The sequence below is a fragment of the Paraburkholderia gardini genome (assembly GCF_907164545.1).
GTDB classification, from domain to species: domain Bacteria; phylum Pseudomonadota; class Gammaproteobacteria; order Burkholderiales; family Burkholderiaceae; genus Paraburkholderia; species Paraburkholderia gardini.
On the sequence record NZ_CAJQZB010000040.1, the window covers coordinates 16,160 to 35,838 of the forward strand.

General features: G+C 63.2%; 15 protein-coding genes. 10 read left to right on the plus strand and 5 right to left on the minus strand.

Annotation, left to right across the window (positions count from 1 at the left end; genetic code table 11):
- Window positions 1-46: 46 nt before the first annotated feature.
- Both LPA37_RS22975 and LPA37_RS22980 read right to left on the minus strand, forming a co-directional pair.
- The gene (locus LPA37_RS22975) at window positions 47-328 is read right to left on the minus strand and encodes a hypothetical protein (protein ID WP_228976088.1); all 282 of its coding nucleotides are present in this window, start codon (window positions 326-328) and stop codon (window positions 47-49) included.
- An 88-nt stretch (window positions 329-416) separates the two neighbouring features.
- Window positions 417-692, minus strand: a complete 276-nt coding sequence (locus LPA37_RS22980; protein ID WP_228976086.1) for a hypothetical protein — start codon at window positions 690-692, stop codon at window positions 417-419.
- Between the two features lie 424 nt (window positions 693-1,116).
- Here LPA37_RS22980 and LPA37_RS22985 point away from each other — a divergent pair, with 424 nt between their 5' ends.
- A complete protein-coding gene (locus LPA37_RS22985) occupies window positions 1,117-3,267 on the plus strand; it encodes a serine/threonine protein kinase (RefSeq protein WP_229013805.1) in 2,151 nt (716 codons plus the stop codon).
- 58 nt (window positions 3,268-3,325) lie between these two features.
- Here the strand turns inward: LPA37_RS22985 and LPA37_RS22990 are convergent, their stop codons facing one another.
- Window positions 3,326-5,257, minus strand: a complete 1,932-nt coding sequence (locus LPA37_RS22990) for an SUMF1/EgtB/PvdO family nonheme iron enzyme (protein ID WP_229013806.1) — start codon at window positions 5,255-5,257, stop codon at window positions 3,326-3,328.
- Between the two features lie 354 nt (window positions 5,258-5,611).
- Here LPA37_RS22990 and LPA37_RS22995 point away from each other — a divergent pair, with 354 nt between their 5' ends.
- From LPA37_RS22995 to LPA37_RS23035, 9 genes are all read left to right on the plus strand, one after another.
- The gene (locus LPA37_RS22995; protein ID WP_228976082.1) at window positions 5,612-6,046 is read left to right on the plus strand and encodes a DUF4399 domain-containing protein; all 435 of its coding nucleotides are present in this window, start codon (window positions 5,612-5,614) and stop codon (window positions 6,044-6,046) included.
- Between the two features lie 44 nt (window positions 6,047-6,090).
- Window positions 6,091-6,570: a DUF4399 domain-containing protein gene (locus LPA37_RS23000; RefSeq protein ID WP_229013807.1), complete on the plus strand. Its 480-nt coding sequence runs from the start codon at window positions 6,091-6,093 to the stop codon at window positions 6,568-6,570.
- A gap of 381 nt (window positions 6,571-6,951) precedes the next feature.
- On the plus strand, window positions 6,952-7,227 hold the full coding sequence (locus tag LPA37_RS23005) for a hypothetical protein (RefSeq protein ID WP_228976078.1): 276 nt from the start codon (window positions 6,952-6,954) through the stop codon (window positions 7,225-7,227).
- Between the two features lie 393 nt (window positions 7,228-7,620).
- Entirely contained in the window at window positions 7,621-9,003 is a 1,383-nt protein-coding gene (locus LPA37_RS23010; protein ID WP_229013829.1) for an efflux transporter outer membrane subunit, read from the plus strand.
- Window positions 9,004-9,214: 211 nt separating this feature from the next.
- Complete coding sequence (locus LPA37_RS23015) at window positions 9,215-11,713, plus strand: FHA domain-containing protein (protein WP_229013808.1); 2,499 nt, start codon at window positions 9,215-9,217, stop codon at window positions 11,711-11,713.
- Window positions 11,691-13,064, plus strand: a complete 1,374-nt coding sequence (locus tag LPA37_RS23020) for an HlyD family efflux transporter periplasmic adaptor subunit (RefSeq protein ID WP_229013809.1) — start codon at window positions 11,691-11,693, stop codon at window positions 13,062-13,064. Before LPA37_RS23015 ends, LPA37_RS23020 begins: the two co-directional genes overlap by 23 nt.
- A 78-nt stretch (window positions 13,065-13,142) precedes the next feature.
- Window positions 13,143-13,895, plus strand: coding sequence for a peptidylprolyl isomerase (locus tag LPA37_RS23025; RefSeq protein WP_228976072.1), 753 nt, complete (start codon window positions 13,143-13,145; stop codon window positions 13,893-13,895).
- Between the two features lie 4 nt (window positions 13,896-13,899).
- Entirely contained in the window at window positions 13,900-16,956 is a 3,057-nt protein-coding gene (locus tag LPA37_RS23030) for a peptidase domain-containing ABC transporter (protein WP_228976070.1), read from the plus strand.
- Complete coding sequence (locus tag LPA37_RS23035; RefSeq protein ID WP_228976068.1) at window positions 16,953-18,284, plus strand: sigma-54 interaction domain-containing protein; 1,332 nt, start codon at window positions 16,953-16,955, stop codon at window positions 18,282-18,284. Before LPA37_RS23030 ends, LPA37_RS23035 begins: the two co-directional genes overlap by 4 nt.
- 45 nt (window positions 18,285-18,329) lie before the next feature.
- Here LPA37_RS23035 and LPA37_RS23040 read toward each other — a convergent pair whose 3' ends face one another.
- A complete protein-coding gene (locus LPA37_RS23040) occupies window positions 18,330-19,100 on the minus strand; it encodes a PP2C family protein-serine/threonine phosphatase (RefSeq protein WP_229013810.1) in 771 nt (256 codons plus the stop codon).
- A 5-nt stretch (window positions 19,101-19,105) separates the two neighbouring features.
- Complete coding sequence (locus LPA37_RS23045) at window positions 19,106-19,393, minus strand: hypothetical protein (RefSeq protein WP_228976065.1); 288 nt, start codon at window positions 19,391-19,393, stop codon at window positions 19,106-19,108.
- Between the last annotated feature and the right edge of the window lie 286 nt (window positions 19,394-19,679).

A 19,679-nucleotide genomic window follows, 5' to 3' on the forward strand; every position in this document is an offset into this window, starting at 1 on the left:
AACCGGCCGTGGCGGGAACCCCCGGGTTCCCTGCCACGGCGCGGGATCAAAAGCTGGTCGTGTTGGCGGCCCACTGCGTCGGGCTCACGTCGAAAGCAAGCGGGCCCAGGTTAGCACCGAGCACACCGATATTGTTCAGCGCCTCGACGTTGACGTACTGCAACTGCTGGATGTTCTGGTTCACGTTGACGTTCACGGTGGGGCTCGCAACCGGACCCTTGCCTTGCAGCCAGGGGTTGCTGATGCCCGTGCCGCCGCGCACGGCCGACATGGCACGACGGTCGAGCTCGCGTGCCTGGGACAGATCCTGAATCATGATGGTTGACATGGTGATGCTCCAGAAGTATCGGGAAGAGAAAGGGAAGCGGGCCGCCCGCACCGGACCGGCGGGACTGCGCGGCCTGCTTCCGTACGCGTTAGCTCACGTTGATCGTGTTCTTCGCGTCGATCGAAGGATTGACGTTCGACGTGACGTTGTTGAGGAAAGCCGAGTCGTTGCCGGTGGCTACCTGAACGCTCATCATCGAAGCGATCGACTGGTCGGCGTACACGTGCTTGCTCGTATCGACCGTGATCGGCGAGAAGTTGAAGTAGTTGTTCGTCGGGAACACGTAGCCACCGCGAACGGCGCGCATGGCGTTGCCGTCGAGTTGTTCGGTGTGCGACAGGTCTTTGATCATCAGCGTTTTCATTTCGGGTCTCCTGGCGGAAAAAGAAGTCTTGCAGCGGGTTGCGAGCATCCTGTTTGCTCGGGAGTCACTAACGCACAGGCTGTGCCAGTTCGCGGCGCATGCCGTAAAAAAACCGCGCGATGCCTGCTGCGCAAGGCGCAACGCGAATTGCGCGATACGTATGGCGTCGCTGTGAACCGCACACGTATGCCCGCGATGGTGGCGCGTAGCCAACTGCCCGCGTCACGGCGTTGGTCCGGCTGCGACACCCGCGCGGCTCACGTGTCCGCGCGCGCGTCGCGGGGCAATCCTGGTTTGCGAAAGCGTCACCTGCGGGCTAGTATCGAAACAGCACATGTAACTGGTTACGACAGGTTGTTCGCCGGCCTCTTCGCGGTTTCCTGCCGCTCCTGCCGGTCCTACGGGAGCACGTCGCTTCGCACATATGGCTAGCCTTGCGCATGTGATCCGCGATTATCAGAGCGGCGGCCTGACGCGCGATGAGTTCATCGCACGGCTCGACAACACGCTGACGACGGACAGCCTCAGTCCCGCGCGGATGATGGACGTCCTCGACGAAGCGCACGCGCGCTCACCGCTGCCCGCCGACCTTCACGCGGAAGTGCGGCGCCGGATCGAGCAGTTACCGGTTTCGAACCTGGCGGCGGGCGGCGAGGAAACGCGTCTGCAAACACGGCAGCAGGCGCATGTGGATGCGCCGTCGCACGGTTCTTCCGGCATGGGCACGGCGGGCCCGTTGCCCGGTCATGACCAGATCAAGGGCACCGGCGACACGCTCAATAACCGCTTCGTGCTCGAAGAATGCCTGGGTGTGGGCGGCATGGGCACCGTCTACAAGGCGCTCGACCTGCGCAAGCTCGAAGCCTCCGATCGCAAGCCGTATCTCGCGATCAAGGTGCTCAACGTCCAGTTCCGCGGCAATCCGAAATCGCTGATCGCGTTGCAGCGCGAAGCGCGCAAGGCACAGGTGCTCGCGCACCGCAACATCGTGACCGTCTACGATTTCGACCGCGACGGCGCGATCGTCTATCTGACGATGGAGTATCTGTCGGGCAGGGCGTTGAGCCAGATTCTGCGCACCGAGGATTTTCACGGCATGCCGGTGCGCGCGGCGCTGCCGATCGTGCGCGGCATGTGCGGCGCGCTCGCGTATGCGCACGAACGTGGCTTCGTGCATTGCGACTTCAAGCCGGCGAACGTGTTCCTGACGGATACGGGCGAGGTGAAGGTGATCGACTTCGGCATCGCGCGCGTGTTTCAGCGGCCCGAAGAGGAGAGCGACGCGACCGTGTTCGATCCCGGCACGCTCGGCGCGCTGACGCCTGCGTATGCGAGCCCGGAAATGCTCGAACATCGCGAGCCCGATCCGCGCGACGATATCTATGCACTCGGCTGCATCACTTACGAGCTGTTGACGGGGCGCCATCCGTTCGACCGGCAGTCCGCGACCCAGGCGCGCAGCACCGGCCGCAAGCCGGAGCGGCCGGAAAACCTCGGCACGCGGCAGTGGCGCGCGTTGCGCTCGGCGCTCTCGTTCGACCGCAATACGCGCACGCCGACTGTCGCGCGTTTCGTCGAGGAGTTTGGCGCCGAGGAAAAAGTCGCGCTGAAATCCGCCATGCGCGTGAAGGCGGGCGTCGCGGCCGGGGTGGCGGTGCTGGTCGCGGCGGGCGTCGGCGTCGGGGTGTACCGGGCGTCGTCGGGCGGGCATGAGGAAGCGGCGCCATCGGGTGGCGTGGCGTCCTCTGCTTCCGTGGCTTCTTCGGCGTCCGTCGCGCCTTTGGGTTCGGCGGCTTCGGTTGCGTCGCCTGCGTCGCTTACTTCAGTTACGCGGGCGGTTCAGGCGACGTCTTCGCCTGCGCCGCCGGTTGTTCCGCCTGTGCCCGCGCCGAAACCCGCGCTCTCGATGGCGGCGGTGACGCCCGCGCTTGCCCTGGTGCCGTGTTCCGCGCTGGCTTCCACAGTGGACGGGCACACGTTGCACGTACAGGGCTTCGTGCCGCAGCGCTATGGCGTGACGCAGTTGCAAAATACGTTAGGCGCGGTGCCGGGTGTCGATACGCTGAAACTCGATGTGCAGACACTCGCCGACGACAAGTGCGACGAGATGAAATCGTTCGCGCCTTACTGGGTCAGGAACTGGCAGGGTGGGCGGGCCACGGCGCTCCATGTGCGTCCGGCGGGCGGCCAGTTGACCGAAGGTGATCCGCTCATCGTCGATGTGACGACGCCGGGCTACGACTCCTACGTGAATCTCGACTATTACCAGCTGGATGGCAGCGTCGTCCACATGGTGCCGGGGCCGCGCGCGAAGGACAATCAGGCGCCGCCGCACTATGCCGCGACCATCGGCGGTGGCGGCGACTGGGTGATCGCAAAGCCGTTCGGAGCGGAAATGGTGGTACTGCTGGTGACGCCTGTGCCGCTCTTCGACAGGATGCGTCCGGAGAGCGAATCGCGCGCCGATTATCTACATGCCCTCGATGCGCGGCTCGCGCAGATCGCGGACAAATACGGACGCGATCGTATCGGCGTCGACATCGCGCAGATCACGACGAAGGCCCACTCGCATTGAGCGCGCGCTGCGTGCGCGGTGCTGGCGTCAATGGTTCGAACAGGCGATCACGCCGCGCTCACTTCAGATCCCTGGCGACGCGAAATCCATCCTGCGACTGACGCACGCTCGAGCTGTACCTGAAGCGTGTCGACGTGAGCATGTAGTTCGCCCCTTCGCGCCATGAGCCGCCCCGGATCACGCGCATGTCGCAGCCAGGGGCATCCCACGTGTGGCCGTCGGTGGGGGCGCCCTGATACGAGTTGTGCCAGCAGTCGCTGACCCATTCCCAGACGCTGCCGTTCATGTCGTGCAAGCCGAACGGATTCGCGGCGAACATGCCGACGTTCTCAGGCCCTTCCGTGTGCCACGGGTTGCCGCAGTCCTTGCAGTTCGCGGTGCCTTTGACCATCTTGTCGCCCCACCAGTATTGCGTCGTCGTGCCGCCACGGTCCGCGTATTCCCATTCCGCTTCGGTCGGCAGACGGTATGGCTTGCCCGTGGTTTTCGCCAGCCATTTCACGTAGGTCTGTGCATCGTCCCAGCTGAGATCGCGCGCCGGTGCTGTTTTCGACGGGTTGTTGTTGCTCGAAAGCGCCGGGCACGCTTTGGCGTCCACGCACGCGTTCCATTGCTCGATCGTGACTTCGTATTTGCCGATCGCGAACGGCGCTTCGATGGTCACGTGATGAACGGGTTTCTCCGACGGATCGTCGGTGGCGCTGCCCATCGTGAACGATCCTGGCGACAGTGAAACCATGACCGGACAGGCCGCGCAGTCCCTGCTTTCACCGTTGTTCGCGGCGCGGCTGGCCACGACCGCGGGCGGGGCCGCTTTTGCGGGTGCTGTCGCGGAGGGTGCCGATGGTGCGGGTACGGGCGCGGCGGTCGTCGTGCGCGGTTTTTCCGGCGGCAGCGGCGGCAGGGTGGAGGCCGGCGCGGTGCGTGTCGCTTCGGGCGCGGTTTGCGTCTTCGCGGCGGCGCGCAAGCGGTCGATGCGCGCGTGCGCCAGCGTCGCGAAGCGCCCGTTCGGATAGGCCTTCAGATACGCTTCGTAGTCGCTTGGGTACGTGCTGTCCTTGATGGAATCCCAGAACGTCAGTTCGTATTGCTCGCTGCTGTCTTTTGGCAGGATGCCGCGGCTATGCAGTGTGATCGGAGCTTCGGTATCCGCGCTCGTGACGTACATGCGCGTGGGTTGGATGGCGTCGTGCCCGACAGCACCCGCTGCAAGCTTTTCATCAAACGATGAGACCACGCGTGGCCGTTGCTTGCCATCCGTCGCCGCACGAACGTCCGCGGCTACGCGCGCAAAGAGCGCCGTTGCATCGTGTGCCGATGCGCCCGACAACTCATGCAGCAACGCATCCGTGAAGACGCCGCCACGTGGCCCATCCGCCGCGAATCCGCCAGGCGCGGTCGCGTACGCGATCATTGTCCGCGCAGGCGGTGCGATGTCGCCGGTATTGGCCGCATCGAAAGGATTGTTCAGACAGGTATCGAGAATCACGAGATTGAGCTTGTGCGCACGCGGCGCGGACATCGCCTGAAGTGCCGCATCGAGATTCAGTCCATCCTCGACGAGCGAAGCGGGCACGCGTGCATCGACACCCGATGGCAGCAGCATCGTGGCGTTCGCCAGCTGGAAACCGTGTCCGGCGAAATAGAACACACCGGTACCGCCGTGCCGCAGACGTCGTGCGAATTCGGCAAGCGCTAACTTCATGGCTTGCGGCGAAGCATTCGTGCGCATGATGACATCGAAGCCGCGCGCCGCGAGCGCGTCGCGTATCCGCATCGCGTCGCGTGGTGCGTTTTCCAGCGCATGGTCGGGGTAATCGCCATTGCCGATCACCAGTGCGACGCCGCGTGGGGTCATGCCGCTATCGGGAAAGAGGATCTGCGCACTCGCCGTAGCGGTCGTGCCGGCAGGCGAGGGTGCGGCGAAAGCGTCGATCCAATGTGCGTGGAGCGCCCCAACGACACCGATGAGCAGGAGTTTTCGCCACATTTTTAATTCCTGTCTGTTCTGGACCGAACTCAGGTTTCCGGCCACCGGTGCTCCGGTACCGGCGGCTGCCACGCGCGGCGCGGCAGTGTCAGCGCACGACCCTGCTGGCGTATCGATGTATGCGAGTCGCTATGAACAACGATAGCACGCAGTTCGCGCGTCAAAACGTTAACGAGAGTGGCGTATCTTTTTGGCAAGTTCCGTCCTAAGCTAATTCATAAAGCAGACAACACAGATCGGTTTTTTTACCGGTCGTTCCGGCACGCACGTATGCACACATCGCGCCAGCGCGCGCGGACAGGCTCGTTTTGCAGAGCAGGGGGCGACCCGGACAACTCTTCGGGAGAATGCGCGATGCCAAAAAGAATAATGCTGGGTGCGCTGTATGTCGTTGCTTCGCTGTTCCTTGCGAACGCGTCCGCGTTCGCGGCCCGGACGCCTTCGCCGCCCGGCGCCGAGGAGTACATCATCTGGCCGGCCGACGGCACCGTGATTCACGGCGGCAAGCTGTGGGTGCGCATGGGACTGCGCAACATGGGTGTGTGCCCGAAGGGCGTCAACATCCCGAACACCGGGCACCACCATCTGCTGATCGATACCGACCTGCCGCCGCTGGATCAGGAAATTCCATCGGACCGCAATCACCTGCATTTCGGCGCGGGTGAAACGGATGCGCGCATCGAACTGTCTCCGGGTAAACATACGCTGCAACTGCTGCTCGGCGACTACAACCACGTGCCGCACGATCCGCCGGTGTACTCGAAGAAGATCACCATCATCGTGAAATGAGCGAGCGCGGCCGCTTCGGCCTGTCAGGACGGAGAGCACCATCCATGTACAAGATCATTGCTGTCGCCGCATCTGTCGCCGCATCTGTCGCGGTGTCTGTCGTAGCGTCTGTCGTTACGTTTGTCGCGCTGGCACCGGTTGCGCCCGGGGTGGCATTCGCGGGCACGACGCCATCGCCCGCGGGAGCGTATGCCTATATCGGCTATCCGAACGACGGCCAGGTTGTGCCGGCCAACAAGCCGTTTCGCGTCTGGTTCGGGCTGCGCTATATGGGCGTCGCGCCTAAGGGCGTCAAATATCCGAATACCGGCCACCATCATCTGCTGATCGATACCGATCTGCCGCCGATGGACCAGGAGATTCCCTCCGATCGCAACCACCTGCATTTCGGCGCGGGTGAAACGGAGACGATGATCGAGCTGCCTCCCGGCAGACACACGCTGCAACTGCTGATGGGCGACGACATGCACATCCCGCACAATCCGCCCGTGTATTCGAAGAAGATCACCGTCATCGCGAAGTGAGGTGAGGGGCGAGGCGCCGTGGTGCGTTGCCTGCGGCAGTCGGCAGGTGGCGCGCTAAAGCGTGGCTAAAGATCACACCAGACATCCTTAAGCACGCCGCTAAAGAAAACGCACGAAGCCGAAGTCTTTAATGTCTCTCCTGATCCAACACTGTCAGGCGTGTTGTCGGTCAAAGCCCATCACCCAGGTCGATTCCATTTCGCTCCTTGCGCGCCCCGCGCATTGACGCATCTCGTGCACACCCCAGCGTTTTCAGGGCTCCGCAGGATTTTCGCGCTAAGGACCACATGCCTGGCACAGGCCATGCATTAGTGACACCCGAGCAGACAGGATGCTCGAAACCAATCGCAAGACTGACCTTTTCCTCTTTGGAGACCTATCATGACAACGCTGATGATCAAAGACCTCTCGAACGCCCAGGACCTCGACAGCAAGAAGATGAGCGCCGTGCGCGGCGGCTTCACGCCGTTCCCGTCGAACAACTTCGTCAACATCATGCCGATCACGTTCGATTCCAGCAAGACGGCCTACGTCAAGCAGCTCAACGAGAACCAGCTTGGCTCGCAGATCGCTACCGGTGACGGCTCGGCGTTCCTCGACAACGTCAAGACGATCTCGAATCCGTATATCGACAGCAACAACACCGTCAACATGTAAAGCGTGACGGGGAGACCACCGCGGAGGCCTCGACGTCTCCGCGGACACAAGCCGGCTGCGTCATCGCGTACGCCGGCTTTCATGAAAAAGAAACCGCAACCAATCGTTCTTTTCATAGACCACCGCACCGCACTGCATCGCACCTGTCCCCGCGCTAACCGCCCGCCACGCTCCACAACCGGAAGACGTGCAGGACGCGTGTTGCCTGATTGCGCGCACCCGAATGCCGTGCCGCTGGATTGACCGGAGATTATCGTGTCAGCGTTGCATCATTGCCCAGTCCGTCGTACCTGGCGCATCGCGCCAGCCAGTCGCCGCGTCGCGGACGATGGAGCGGGCGCCGAACCTCTCCCTGCCGCATCCACCGCCCGCACGTTCAGGACCTTCGGCACCATTGCGCTGTGCGCCGTGCTGCTTGCGGCGTGCGTCGATGTCAGCATGCCTGATTACAAGCGCCCCGATACGCCCGCGAAAGCATCGTGGTCCGACAAGACCGGCTCGATCGTTTCACCCGCCGACACAATCGAGCCCGACTGGTGGAAGGGCTTCCAGGACCCGTACCTGAACGCGCTCATCGCGAAGGCGATTGCCGGCAACTTCGATATCAAGGTGCTGGCCGCGCGCATCGACGTGGCCGGCACGCAGATCGGCGAAGCGAAAGCCGGCGCGCTGCCGGTGATGGATCTCGGCGCGGGCGCGAATTACCAGAAGATCACCGGGCAACCGTTTTCGCATCAGTACAACCTCGCGACCCAGGTGAGCTGGGACATCGATATCTGGGGCAAGGTCGAGAAGGGCGTACAGGCGCAGAAGGCCGAATTCCATGCGAGCGAGGCCGACTGGCGCGCGGGCTATCTGGAACTGGTGGCGAACGTCTCGACGACCTATTTCCAGATCCTGCAGTTCGACGACCAGATCGAGCAGCAACAGAAGACGCTCGCGACGAACCGCCAGATCCTCGCGATCTACGATGGCATGAACCGCAACGGCCTCGCGCCGAAGACACAGGTGCTGCGCCAGCAGGCGGAGATCAATCGTCTGACTAACGAACTGCTGGAGTTGCGCCGCTCGCGCGACGTAGCGAACAACGCGCTGTCGACGCTGATCGGCGTGCCCGCCGGCGAATTCAGACTGCCGGCCGGGCATCTCCAGCAGCGCGTGCAGTTGCCGCCCGTGCCCGCCGGTTTGCCCGCGCAATTGCTGTCACGCCGGCCCGATGTGGTCGCGGCTGAATTTCGCGTGCTGGAATCGTACGACCTCGTCGGCGAAGCGAAGCTCGCGCAGTTGCCGACGATCAACCTGACGGGCCACGGCGGTACCGCCAGCTTCGCGCTGACCGATCTGCTGAAGTCGATCACGTATGGCTTCATGCCGAGCATCGATATTCCGCTGCTCGATCCGGGTGTGCGCGCGCATGTGAAGACCACGCAGGCGCAGCAGACAGTCGCCGAACAGCAATATCGCAGCACGGTCATGGCCGCGTTTGAAGAAACGGAGAGCGCGCTCGTCAATCTGAATGCGCATCGCCAGCAGCGCGTCGAATTACAGGAAGAAGTATCGCGGCTGCAGATCGTCGCGAACCAGATCGAAGCGCAGCTAAAAGAAGGGGTGGTGTCGCAGCTCGAAGTGTTCGAGACCGAGCGCACGTTGCTGCTGGCCCAGCAGGATCTGCTTGCCAATCATCAGCAGATTCTGTCGGACACGGTGCTGCTGTACAAGGCGCTCGGCGGCGGCTGGCCCGCTGTCGATGTGCAGTTGCAGGTGAAGCAGCCATGAGCCGGTCAGGCGACACAAAAGCGCAGGGTGAACGGTTGCTCACGCGGTTCATCGTCCGCGCCGGACAATTGACTACCGCGATACGTGACTTACACTCTTTGTGTGACCGCGGCCCATGCGGTCGGGCCTGTCACGCCGCATCCGCCGCGGATGCCAGCGGCGCGCCCCTGACGCATTCGCGGCAGCGGGTAAACGCTTAGTGATCCAGATCATGACTCCAGGCGAAGTCCAGATTGCCGAGGCGCGCACTACACTGGACCAGGCGTTCGACGTCGTGCTCTCGCCGGTGTCGCACCCGGCGCTCGGTGCGATCCGGATCATCGACACCCTGTTTGCCATTGGCCGCAGCGAACCGCCGTTCGTCGATTACCCGCGCGAACTGCTTACCCGCCTGTCGCGCCGGCACGCGCGCATTTTCACCGAACACGGCGTGGTCTACGTCGCGGATCTCGACAGCAAGAACGGCACGACGCTGAACGGCAAGGACGTTCGGCAGACGCCCGGCCGCGTGCGCGCCGGCGACGAACTGTGTTTTGGCGGCGAGCTGTCGTACCGGATCGCCATCGAGCCGCGCGCGCGCATTGTCGCCGCCGCGCAGGCCGCGCAGCCGGCCGGTCTCACGCTCGTGCCCGAGCGCGACGATCTGGGCCTTTTACCCGTCGACGTGCGCGCGTTCCCGTTTCTGGTCAGCAAGGTCGACGACGTTTTCGCACGCTACAAGGCGCGCTATCCACATCAGGTCAATTACATTTCGCGGCGCCATGCGCATATTTTCGCGCGCGCGGGCGATCTTTACGTCGAGGATCTGGGCAGCACGAACGGCACGTTCGTCAACGGCAGGCGGCTCGACGAATCGGCGCATGCGTTGCTGGAGGGCGACGTCCTTGCATTCGGCGGCGATCACTTCGTCTACAGGGTGGAGCTGCAGCAAACACCCGAATTCGAGCCGACCGTGACCCAGATGATGGCCTCCCCCCCGATCGAAGCAATCGACGCCGACAAGACCACCTTCGTCGGCGCCGCGCATTCGTTCCTCGATATTTTCTGCGTCGACCAGGCGCGGCAGCGCGAAGACGAAGTCAACGAAGCGAGCCAACCCGATCCCGACGATACGAAGCGCGACACGCATGCGCATCGCGCGCAGCGGCGCTGGCGCGTGCTGGCGACGGAGCTTGCGAACGCGTTCTCGGGCGGCGAGCAGCTCGCGACAAAGCGTGCCGCGTGGTGGGGGCTCGCGGGCGTGATCGCGGTGATGGGTATCGGCGTTGCGCTGTATATGAGGGGCGCATCGGAGCGCGAACTAAAGAACCTGCTCGCGGCGGGCGATTACGAACAGGCGCTGGACGTCGCGAACGACGACGTGCGGCAGCACCCGGCCGACGCGCATCTGAAGGCGCTGGCGAGCGAAGCGCTGTTGAAGGCGAAGGTGCCCGACTGGCTCGCCGCGCTGCAGAAGCGCGAATTCGACCGCGCCGATACGCTGCTGGGGAGTATCAGATCGCTGGGTGCGGTGAATCCGGATGCGACGTCGCTCGTCGGCGAACTGCAATGGGTGGGCGATCTCGAACGCTTCGTGGTCGGACGCGGCGGCCCGGATGCACCGATCCGCATCTATGCCGACGAAGGCCGGATCGGCGATCTGCTCAGGCGCTGGGAAGACGATGCGCGTGCTCACCAGCGCGCGCTCGACCGGATCGCGTCGTACGTGCCCGCGTTCGCGGACCCTTACGCGCAGGCGTTGAGCCATCTGCGCAAGCTGCAAAGCGACGACGCCGTGTATCTCGCCGCGATCGGCCGGCTGAACGCGACGATCGACACCGAGCTCGCGCGCGACAAGCCCGATGCGTTGCCGCCGGTGCTCGATGATTACGCGCAGCGTTATCCGCGGCTCGCTGGCCTCGACCGCGTGCGCGGCGATCTGAAGGCATACACCGAACTGCTGGGTGACGCCGTCGCGCGAAAGCTCACGCCGCTGCTTGCCCTGATGAAACACGTGCATTTCTCGACGCCGCCGTTCGAGGCGCACTACGCGCGTCTCGCGGCGAGCCGCTTGCCTTCAGCCGATGTCATCCAGCGGCACGACGCGGTAACGGCTGCGTGGCAACACGGCGACGGGTTACAGGCGCTCGCCGCGTTGCAGGCGATTCCCGCGAACCCGTGGTCCGACGTGCTGACGGCCGAGCAGACGCACAAGAAGGCCGTGCTCGACCAGTACGCCGATCTGCGGAAATCGCGCGGCACGAAGGACTATGACGGGCGCCTGCTGTCGTTCTACGCCGCGCTCGACCCGGCGGAAGACACCTGGTTCATGCACGCGATCGAAGCGGATGTCACCGCGACGCACGACAAGGCGCTGGCCCGCGCGCAGGATCTGCTGACGCGCGCGCAGGCCGAGTGGCGCCAGTACCGTGCGAACGGTGCGATCGGCGGCACGCAGCGGCTCGAATCCGGCATCTCCGGAGGCTTTCGCAGTCAGGCGCATCTACTGTCTGAAGCGCAGTCGCTCGCCCAGCAGGGCATGCGCATCTACACGCAGCTGAAGGCCGACCATCCGTCCGACTGGGACACGCTGCTTGCCGACATCAACGCCGAAGCGGATATGCAGCGCCGCTCACTGGAAGAACTGCGCATGGTGCTCGAACCCGGACTGTTGAAGTCGAAGCTGGCACTCATCGGAGGCGACAGCAGTGAAACGCGACAGTCACCCTGAATTGCTGTCCGAGGCGCTGGCGGACCATAGCGCCGAAGGCATCGCGATCCTGATGGCCGAGCCCGTCAAGCTCGCCCGCGCGCTGATCCTGGCGATGGCGGGGCTGGTGGTCGTCGGGCTGCTGTGGTCGTTCGTCGGCCGCGCGGATGTGATCGTGAGCGCGCCCGGCACGCTCTCGCCGGAATCGGACGTGCGCCGCTTCTATGCGCCGATCGACGGCGAACTCGCCGACGTGTACATCGCCGAGGGCCAGCCCGTATCGAAAGGCGACGTGCTTGCGCGGCTCAATGCGCGCGGCGCGATCGAGGCGGCGAGCAACGCGCTCCAGGCGCAACTGAAACTCGAGGACGCCGAGCGCGAATGGCAGCAGTTCCCCGCAAAGAAGGCGCTGATGGAGCGCAAGGTCGCGGCGCTAAAGGACCAGATCGACGTGGAGGCACGCCAGCACGAAACGCGTGTCGCCGAAGGTACGACGAAACTCGCCGAAGGCCAGAAAGCCGAACTCGACGAAGCACGCAGCATCCTCGATAACGCGCGACGCTCGCGCGATGCGGCACGGCAGGAGCTGGACAGCTATTCGCGGCTCTTTGCGCAGCCAGGCGGTGGCGGCATCGCGGAGCTTCAGGTCGAGGCGAAGCGCACCGCGTATCTGGCGGCGGAAAACGCGTATCGCGTCGCGCAGTCGAAGCTTGCGGAGCTGGACTTCCGTTTGAGCCACGAATATACGCAGGCGAACGCGCAACTCGAAACGAGCGGGCAGGAGACCACCAATCTGCAGATCCAGTACGACGCCGCCGTGCGCGAAATCGCCACGACGGAAGACAAGCTGCGGCTGCAGGTGCAAACCGCGCGGCTCGTCGCGGAGGCCGCGGCGCGCATCCGTTTCGAGAATATCGACAAGGACAACTTCCTGCTGATTCTCGCGCCGACTTCGGGCGTGATCACGGATGTCACGTCGACGCAGCCCGGCGACAAGATCCTGGCGAACGCGCCGCTTGGCGGCATTGCGCCCAAGGACGCCCGTCAGGTGCTGAAGATCGAGATTCCCGAGCACGACCGCGCGTTCCTGCACGAAGGCCTGCCGGTCAAGATGAAATTCAATGCATTTCCTTATCAGCGTTACGGGCTGATCAGCGGCACGCTTGCATTCATATCGCCCGCGACGAAACCTTCAGCGGTCGACAAGCAGCCTGTCTATGAAGGTCGCGTCACGCTCGACAAGAACTACTACCAGATCGCGGACACCCGTTATCCGTTGCGTTACGGCATGACGGCGACGGCGGAGATCGTCGTGCGCGAACGGCGTCTGATCGATCTGGGCCTCGATCCGTTCCGGCAGATTGCCGGCTGATCGAAGCGCGAAGTTGCGGCAACGAGAAGAACCGAAGGCCGCGCGCAGGTGCGCGGCCCAACCTGAGGAGCGGACGAGATGACCGCGATAGTGCGAATCGATGAAGAAGTCGTGGACGTCGCCGAATTCATCCGGCTGCTTAAACTGACCGGCCAGTTCGAAAGCCTGATCGAGCAGCTCGTGCGCGACAAGCTCACCGTGCATGCGGCGAAGAAGCAGGGTATCACCGTCACCGCCGACGAAATCCAGCAGCGCGCCGACCAGTTTCGCCGCGTGCGCGGCCTGCATCGCGCGACCGACATGAACCAGTATCTCGACACGCTCAACGTGAGTCTCGACGAGTTCGAGGCATTCATTACCGACGGGTTGTATCAGGAGAAGATGCTCGATCAGGTCGGCAACGAAGCGGCGATCGAGGAATATTTCTCGCTGAATTCGCCGAAGTTCGATGCGATCGAAGTGAGCCATATCGTGCTCGACAGCGAAGGCAAGGCGAAGGAAATGATCTCGTACCTGAACGACGATCCCGAAAGCTTCGCGGACATGGCGCGTGAACATTCCATCGCGGATACGCGCGAGGCGGGCGGCGTGATCGGCAAGGTGCTGCGCGGATCGCTGAAACCCGATATCGAGGCGAAGATTTTCAACGCGCAGGTGGGCGATCTGCTCGGGCCGTTTCCTTCGCCGGACCGTTCCTGCTATGAGATTTTCGCGGTAACCGCGAAATATCCCGCGACGCTCGATGCCGACGTCGCCGCTGAAGTGAGGCGCCTCCTGCGCGAGGGCTGGCTGATCGCGCGTTCGCAGGAACACGTGATCGAGGCGCGCTAGGCACATGGACGCGCCCCAGACCACGCCTTCGGCGGCAGAGTTTCTCTCCACGGTCGAGATTCTGTCGCCGTTCTCGCGCGACGAACTCGAACGTCTCGCGGAACACGCGCAGCCGCGCTTCTATTCGTTTGGCGAAACCGTGTGCAACGCGGGCGAACCGGCGGAAGGCCTCTTTGTGATCCGTTCAGGATCGGTACGCATCTTTACCGAGGAGCACGGCAAGGAAATCAGCATGGGCGTGCGCAAGGCAGGCGAAATCTTCGCCGATATCGCGATGCTGCGCGCGTATATGCATGAATCGTCGGTGCGTTCGTCGGCGAAGACCGAACTGCTGTTCATTCCACGCGGCGCGATCGAACCGGTGATCGCGGGCAATCAGGCCGCGATGGCGTTCATCGCGAGCTATGTCGCGATCAGTTCGGCGGGCGGCTTTGTCGCGCAGCTGTTCGATCTGCGCGGCAAGCTGAACAAGGCCGAACTCGAGGAATATGTGCGTAGCGTCGGCGTGAAGCGCGTGACGGCCGGCAAGGAAATCCTCAAGCAGGACGCACGCGACGATCGCCGTCTTTACGTTGTGCGTCAGGGCGAAGTGCGGATCGTGCGGACCGAGGACGGCAACGCGTACACGCTTGCCACGCTCAAGGAAGGCGAGATTTTCGGCGAGAAAGCCTGCCTGATGCGTCAGGAGCAGATGGCTTCCGTGATAGCGACGACCGATACGCGTCTGCTGGTGATTCCCGAGCGCACCGTCCACTTCATTCTCGAGCGCAATCCGAAACTGCGCGAAGTACTCGACGAGCGGATTCGCTACGGCGATCGCGAACTGCAACGCCAGAAGCGCATCGAGCAGCGTCGCAAGTTGCCGTTGATGCTCGATCTTCATACGAAGCCCGAGTTCGGCGAGAAGGTCATCAGGCGTTTTGCGCTCGTCGAACAGGCGGAAGAAATGGACTGCGGCGCGGCGTGCCTTGCAATGGTGTGCCGCCATTACAGCATTCCGATGACGCTCGGCAAACTGCGTGAACTCGCGAACGTGACGACGCAGGGCGCGACGCTGGACAGTCTCGCGCGCGCGGGTGAATCGCTCGGCTTTACCGCACGCGGCGTGCAATGCACGTTCGATTCGCTGCGCGGCTTCGACCTGCCGTTCATCGTGCACTGGGAAGGCTATCACTACGTTGTCGTGTACGGCCTGTCGAAAGATTACGTGTGGGTGGCCGATCCCGCACTTGGCTTTCGCAAGCTCACGGTCGAGGACTTCGAGCGTGGCTGGAGCGGGACGTGTCTGGTGTTCACGGCGGGGCCGGATCTCGTGCAGATCTCGGCGTCGCGCTCACCGTGGATCCGCTTTGTCGGCTATCTCACGCCGTACAAGAAGATTCTCGCGTACCTGTTCCTTGCGACGTTCGTGATCCAGGTGCTGGGCGTGATTCCGCCGCTCATCATCCAGAACATACTCGACGGCGTGATCGTCCATCAGAACGTGAGCCTGCTGCATCTGCTGATCGTCGGGCTGATCATCGCGAACGTGTTTTCCCAACTGATGTCGTCGATCCGCGCGTATCTGGCGAACTTCATGGTGCGCAACATGGACTTCGCGATGATGTCGCAGTTCTTCAGGCACACGATGTCGCTGCCGTTCTCGTTCTTCGCAAAGCGCAAGACTGGCGACATCTTCGCGCGCTTTCAGGAGAACCTGACGATCCGAGCGTTCCTGACCGAATCGACGGTGACCACCGCGCTCAATCTGCTGATGGTGTTCATCTACTTCTCGATCATGTTCTTCTATAACGTGAAGATGACGCTGGTGCTGATCGCGTTCGTGATTCCGATCATGGCGCTCACCGCCATCGCCACGCCGAAGATCAAACGCTATGCGCGCGAATCGTTCACCGCATCGACTGATTCGAAGTCGTTCCTCATGGAAGCGCTCGCGGGCGTCGAAACGGTGAAGGGCATGGGCATCGAGCGGCCGGTGCGTCTGCGCTGGGAAAAGAAATACGCCAAAGCGCTCGAAGTGCAGTATCGCGCGCACGCGTTCAGCATTCTTGTCGGGCTTGGCAGCCAGTTGCTGAACGCCGCGACGACGATCGCGATCCTGTGGGTCGGCGCGAATCTCGTGCTTGCGCGCGAAATGACGATCGGCCAGCTGATTGCATTCAACGCGTTCATGGGCAGCGTGCTAAGCCCGCTGATGGGTCTCGTCGGATTGTGGAGCATGTTGAACGATGCCGGTGTCGCGATGGAGCGGCTAGGCGACGTGCTCGATATCGAACCTGAACAGAAGCCGCAGGACCTTGCCTCGCGCGTGATGCTGCCCGATCTGCAGGGCGAAATCAGCCTGAACGGCGTGTATTTCCGTTACGGCGACAGCGATAGCGCGTATGTGCTCGAGAACATCAGCTTCGATATCAAGCCAGGCGAGCTCGTTGCCATTGTCGGGCGCAGCGGGTCGGGCAAGACCACGCTGGCGAAACTGCTGGTGGGTTTTTACGCGCCGTCGGAAGGCAGGATGTCGGTGGATGGCTACGACCTCAACGTGATCGACAAGGCGTATTACCGCGCGCAGATCGGCTACGTGATGCAGAGCAATCTGCTGTTTTCCGGCACGATCGCGGAAAACATCGCGAGCGGCGACGATACGCCCGATCGCCGCCGCATCGAGGAAGTCGCGAAAATGGCCGACGCGCATGCGTTCATCAGCAAGATGCCGCTCGGCTACGAACAGATCGTCGGCGAGCGGGGCATCGGTTTGTCGGGCGGCCAGATCCAGCGGATGTGTATCGCACGCGCGCTGTATCACGATCCGCGTCTGCTGGTGTTCGACGAAGCGACGTCGGCGCTCGATTCGCAGTCCGAGAGCAATATTCTCGGCAACATGCACGATATCCTGAAGGGACGCACGGCGGTCATCATCGCGCACCGGCTCAGCACGATCATGCGCGCGGACAAGATTCTCGTGCTGTACGAAGGTGCGATTGTGGAACAGGGGCGTCACGAGGACCTCGTGCAACGCAAAGGCATGTATTACCAGCTCGTGCAAAAACAGTTGAGCGCGTGATGCAGATACTCGACCAGCCCGAAGACAGCAGTCCCGCGATCTCGTACGCCGCCCTGATCGAGAAGATCGAAATCCTGCGCTCGACGCTGCGCTGGTCGTCGCGGCTCGAACGCGCGGATATCGAGAAGCTGCTGCGTCAGGCGAATACGCTGCGCGACGAAGTCATGCAGATGTCGCACAAGGAGCGCTTCGTGCAGGCGGCGGTGGCCGAACCGGTGCGCATCGAGCAGTCGCGCCAGGCGCGGCGCCAGGGGCTGCTCGAACGCAGCTTCATTTTCGAAGGCACATTCGGCGACAACCCGCGGCTGCTCGAAGCGCTCGAAATCGCGGAGAAAGCCGCGCCGACCGATCTGCCCGTGCTGATCGACGGCGAGAGCGGCACCGGCAAGGAGCTGATGGCGAAGGTCATTCACGCGAACGGCGGCCGCGCGGACAAGCCGTATATCTCGGTGAACTGCGGCGCGATTCCCGACAACCTGCTGGAGTCGGAGCTGTTCGGGCATCGGCGAGGCGCGTTTACCGGCGCGTCGAGCGATCGCAAGGGCAAGTTCGAAAGCGCGCATACCGGCACGATCTTTCTCGACGAAATCGGCGAGTTGCCGCTGGCAGGCCAGGTGAAACTGCTGCGCGTGCTCGAAGCGCACGAAATCCAGCGCGTGGGTTCCGATGAGCCGATTGCCGTCGACACGCGCATCGTCGCGGCGACCAACCGCAATCTGCGGCAGCTGAGCGAAGAGGGCCGGTTTCGCGAGGACCTGTTTTACCGGCTAAGCGTGATTCACGTGACGCTGCCGCCGCTGCGCGAGCGGCGCGACGAAATCCCGCTACTGTTTTCATGGTTCGGCGACGAAGCCGCCGGTGCGCTCAAGCGGCGGCCGGTTCGCCTCACGCCGCGGCTACGCGATTTCCTGTTGAGCTACGCGTATCCGGGCAACATCCGCGAGCTGCGCAACGTGATGTACCGCGTGTCGTGTCTCGCGGGGGATACGGCCGACATCGAACATCTGCCGGTCGACATGCGGCCCGCGGCAAGTGCTCCGGCGACCTCGGGTGGCGCCCATCCGGCCGGCGCGAACGGCGAGGGCGTCACGAACCTGATGTCGCTCAGCGACGCAAAGCGGGCCGCCAGCGATGAAGCCGAAAAGGCGTTTCTCGAACGCGGTCTTCACGAAGTGGGCGGCACGGTGGCGGAACTCGCGCGGCGCGTCGACATGAACCGCTCGCATCTGCAGATGCTGCTGAAGAAACACGGCCTGCATTCGAAGGATTTTCGCAATCACGCCAGCAAGGAAAGCCGCGACGACAGCGAAGAGAAAGAGGCAGGCTGAGGTCGTTCGAAGTGCGGCATCGGGCCATGCCCACGCAAACGCGTTTCAGGGCGCGGGGTTGAGCAACGTCTTGTCGGATGCAGCCGGGTCTTCCGCCTGCACGACCACGGCCGTGATGTTGTCGCGCCCGCCTCGTGCGAGCGCGATTTCCACCAGTTCATCCGAAGCGCGCAGGCAGTCGGCCGATGCCAGTGCAGCCAGGATTTCCCGGTCGCTCACCTCGTTGCAGAGTCCGTCGCTGCAAAGCAGGAAGATGTCGCCGTCGGCGACTTCGATGGCGGCTTCGTCGAGATCGAGCCGGTCCGTCGCGCCGACCGCGCGCGTGATCATGTGCTGCGCGGGATGATTGCGCGCTTCCTCGTCGGTGAGGTGGCCCATCAGGCGCAGTTCCTCGACCTGGCTGTGATCGCGCGTCAATTGCCGCAACTGGCCCTGCCGCAGCAGATAGATGCGGCTGTCGCCGGCCCACAGGTAGCCGCAGAACCGGTCGCACGCGAGCAGCACGACGACGGTGCTGCCGATGCGTTGCACCTGACGTCGCGCGGCTTCTTCGCGGAGCTGTTTGTTCGCGACCTGCAGGCGTGCGCGCGCATCCGCGATAAAACGCTTCATGCTCGCGGGCGGCGCCAGCTGGCTTAACGTTTCGATGACGAGACGGCTCGCCAGATCGCCCACCGCATGGCCGCCCATGCCATCGGCGACGGCCCAGCGTCCGAGCCCGGACTGATCGAGGCAGGCGTCTTCGTTGATCTCACGGACGCGTCCCACGTCGGAACGCGCCGATGACGTCCATCGAAACTGGCTTGCACAGGTCACGACATTTACACCGCATTGTTTTTGCTGCGCGCGTCGGGAGAAACGGTGAGGTTCGAATTCGAACCGGTGTTGTTGACGTCGACCGACTGGAACGTGTTGATCATCTGGTTAGCATAGAAGCTGTTCGAGATCTCGTACAGGTTAACGGTCGGGCCGAAGCTTGGCGTTTCTCGAACGTAGGGCTGGATCCAGCCATACACCCACGGCGCACCGCCGCCGCCCCGGATCGCGGCCATTGCCTTGCGATCCAGCGCGAGATTCAACGAGAGGTCATTCACAGTAATGGAAGCCATGGTGGGTCTCCGGTTGGCCGTCTGTCCCGGCCGGGTCAAAAGAAGTCTGAGCCCCTATATGCAAGGGCCATGCCGAAAGTCCCGGCGTCACACGCGTATCGCGTAACGCCTTGATTATTTGAAGATTAATGGCGTGCGCGCGGACCCGGCACACGTCATTTCCCGCCTGTTCGTTGGTCCAGCGCCAACAGCGGCCGCCGCATGGCGGTGGCCGACCCAACACCCAGAAAGTAAAGACGCACGGGCACGCCCTGATTTGAAATGGCGGTTCGTCGCCAACAGTTCG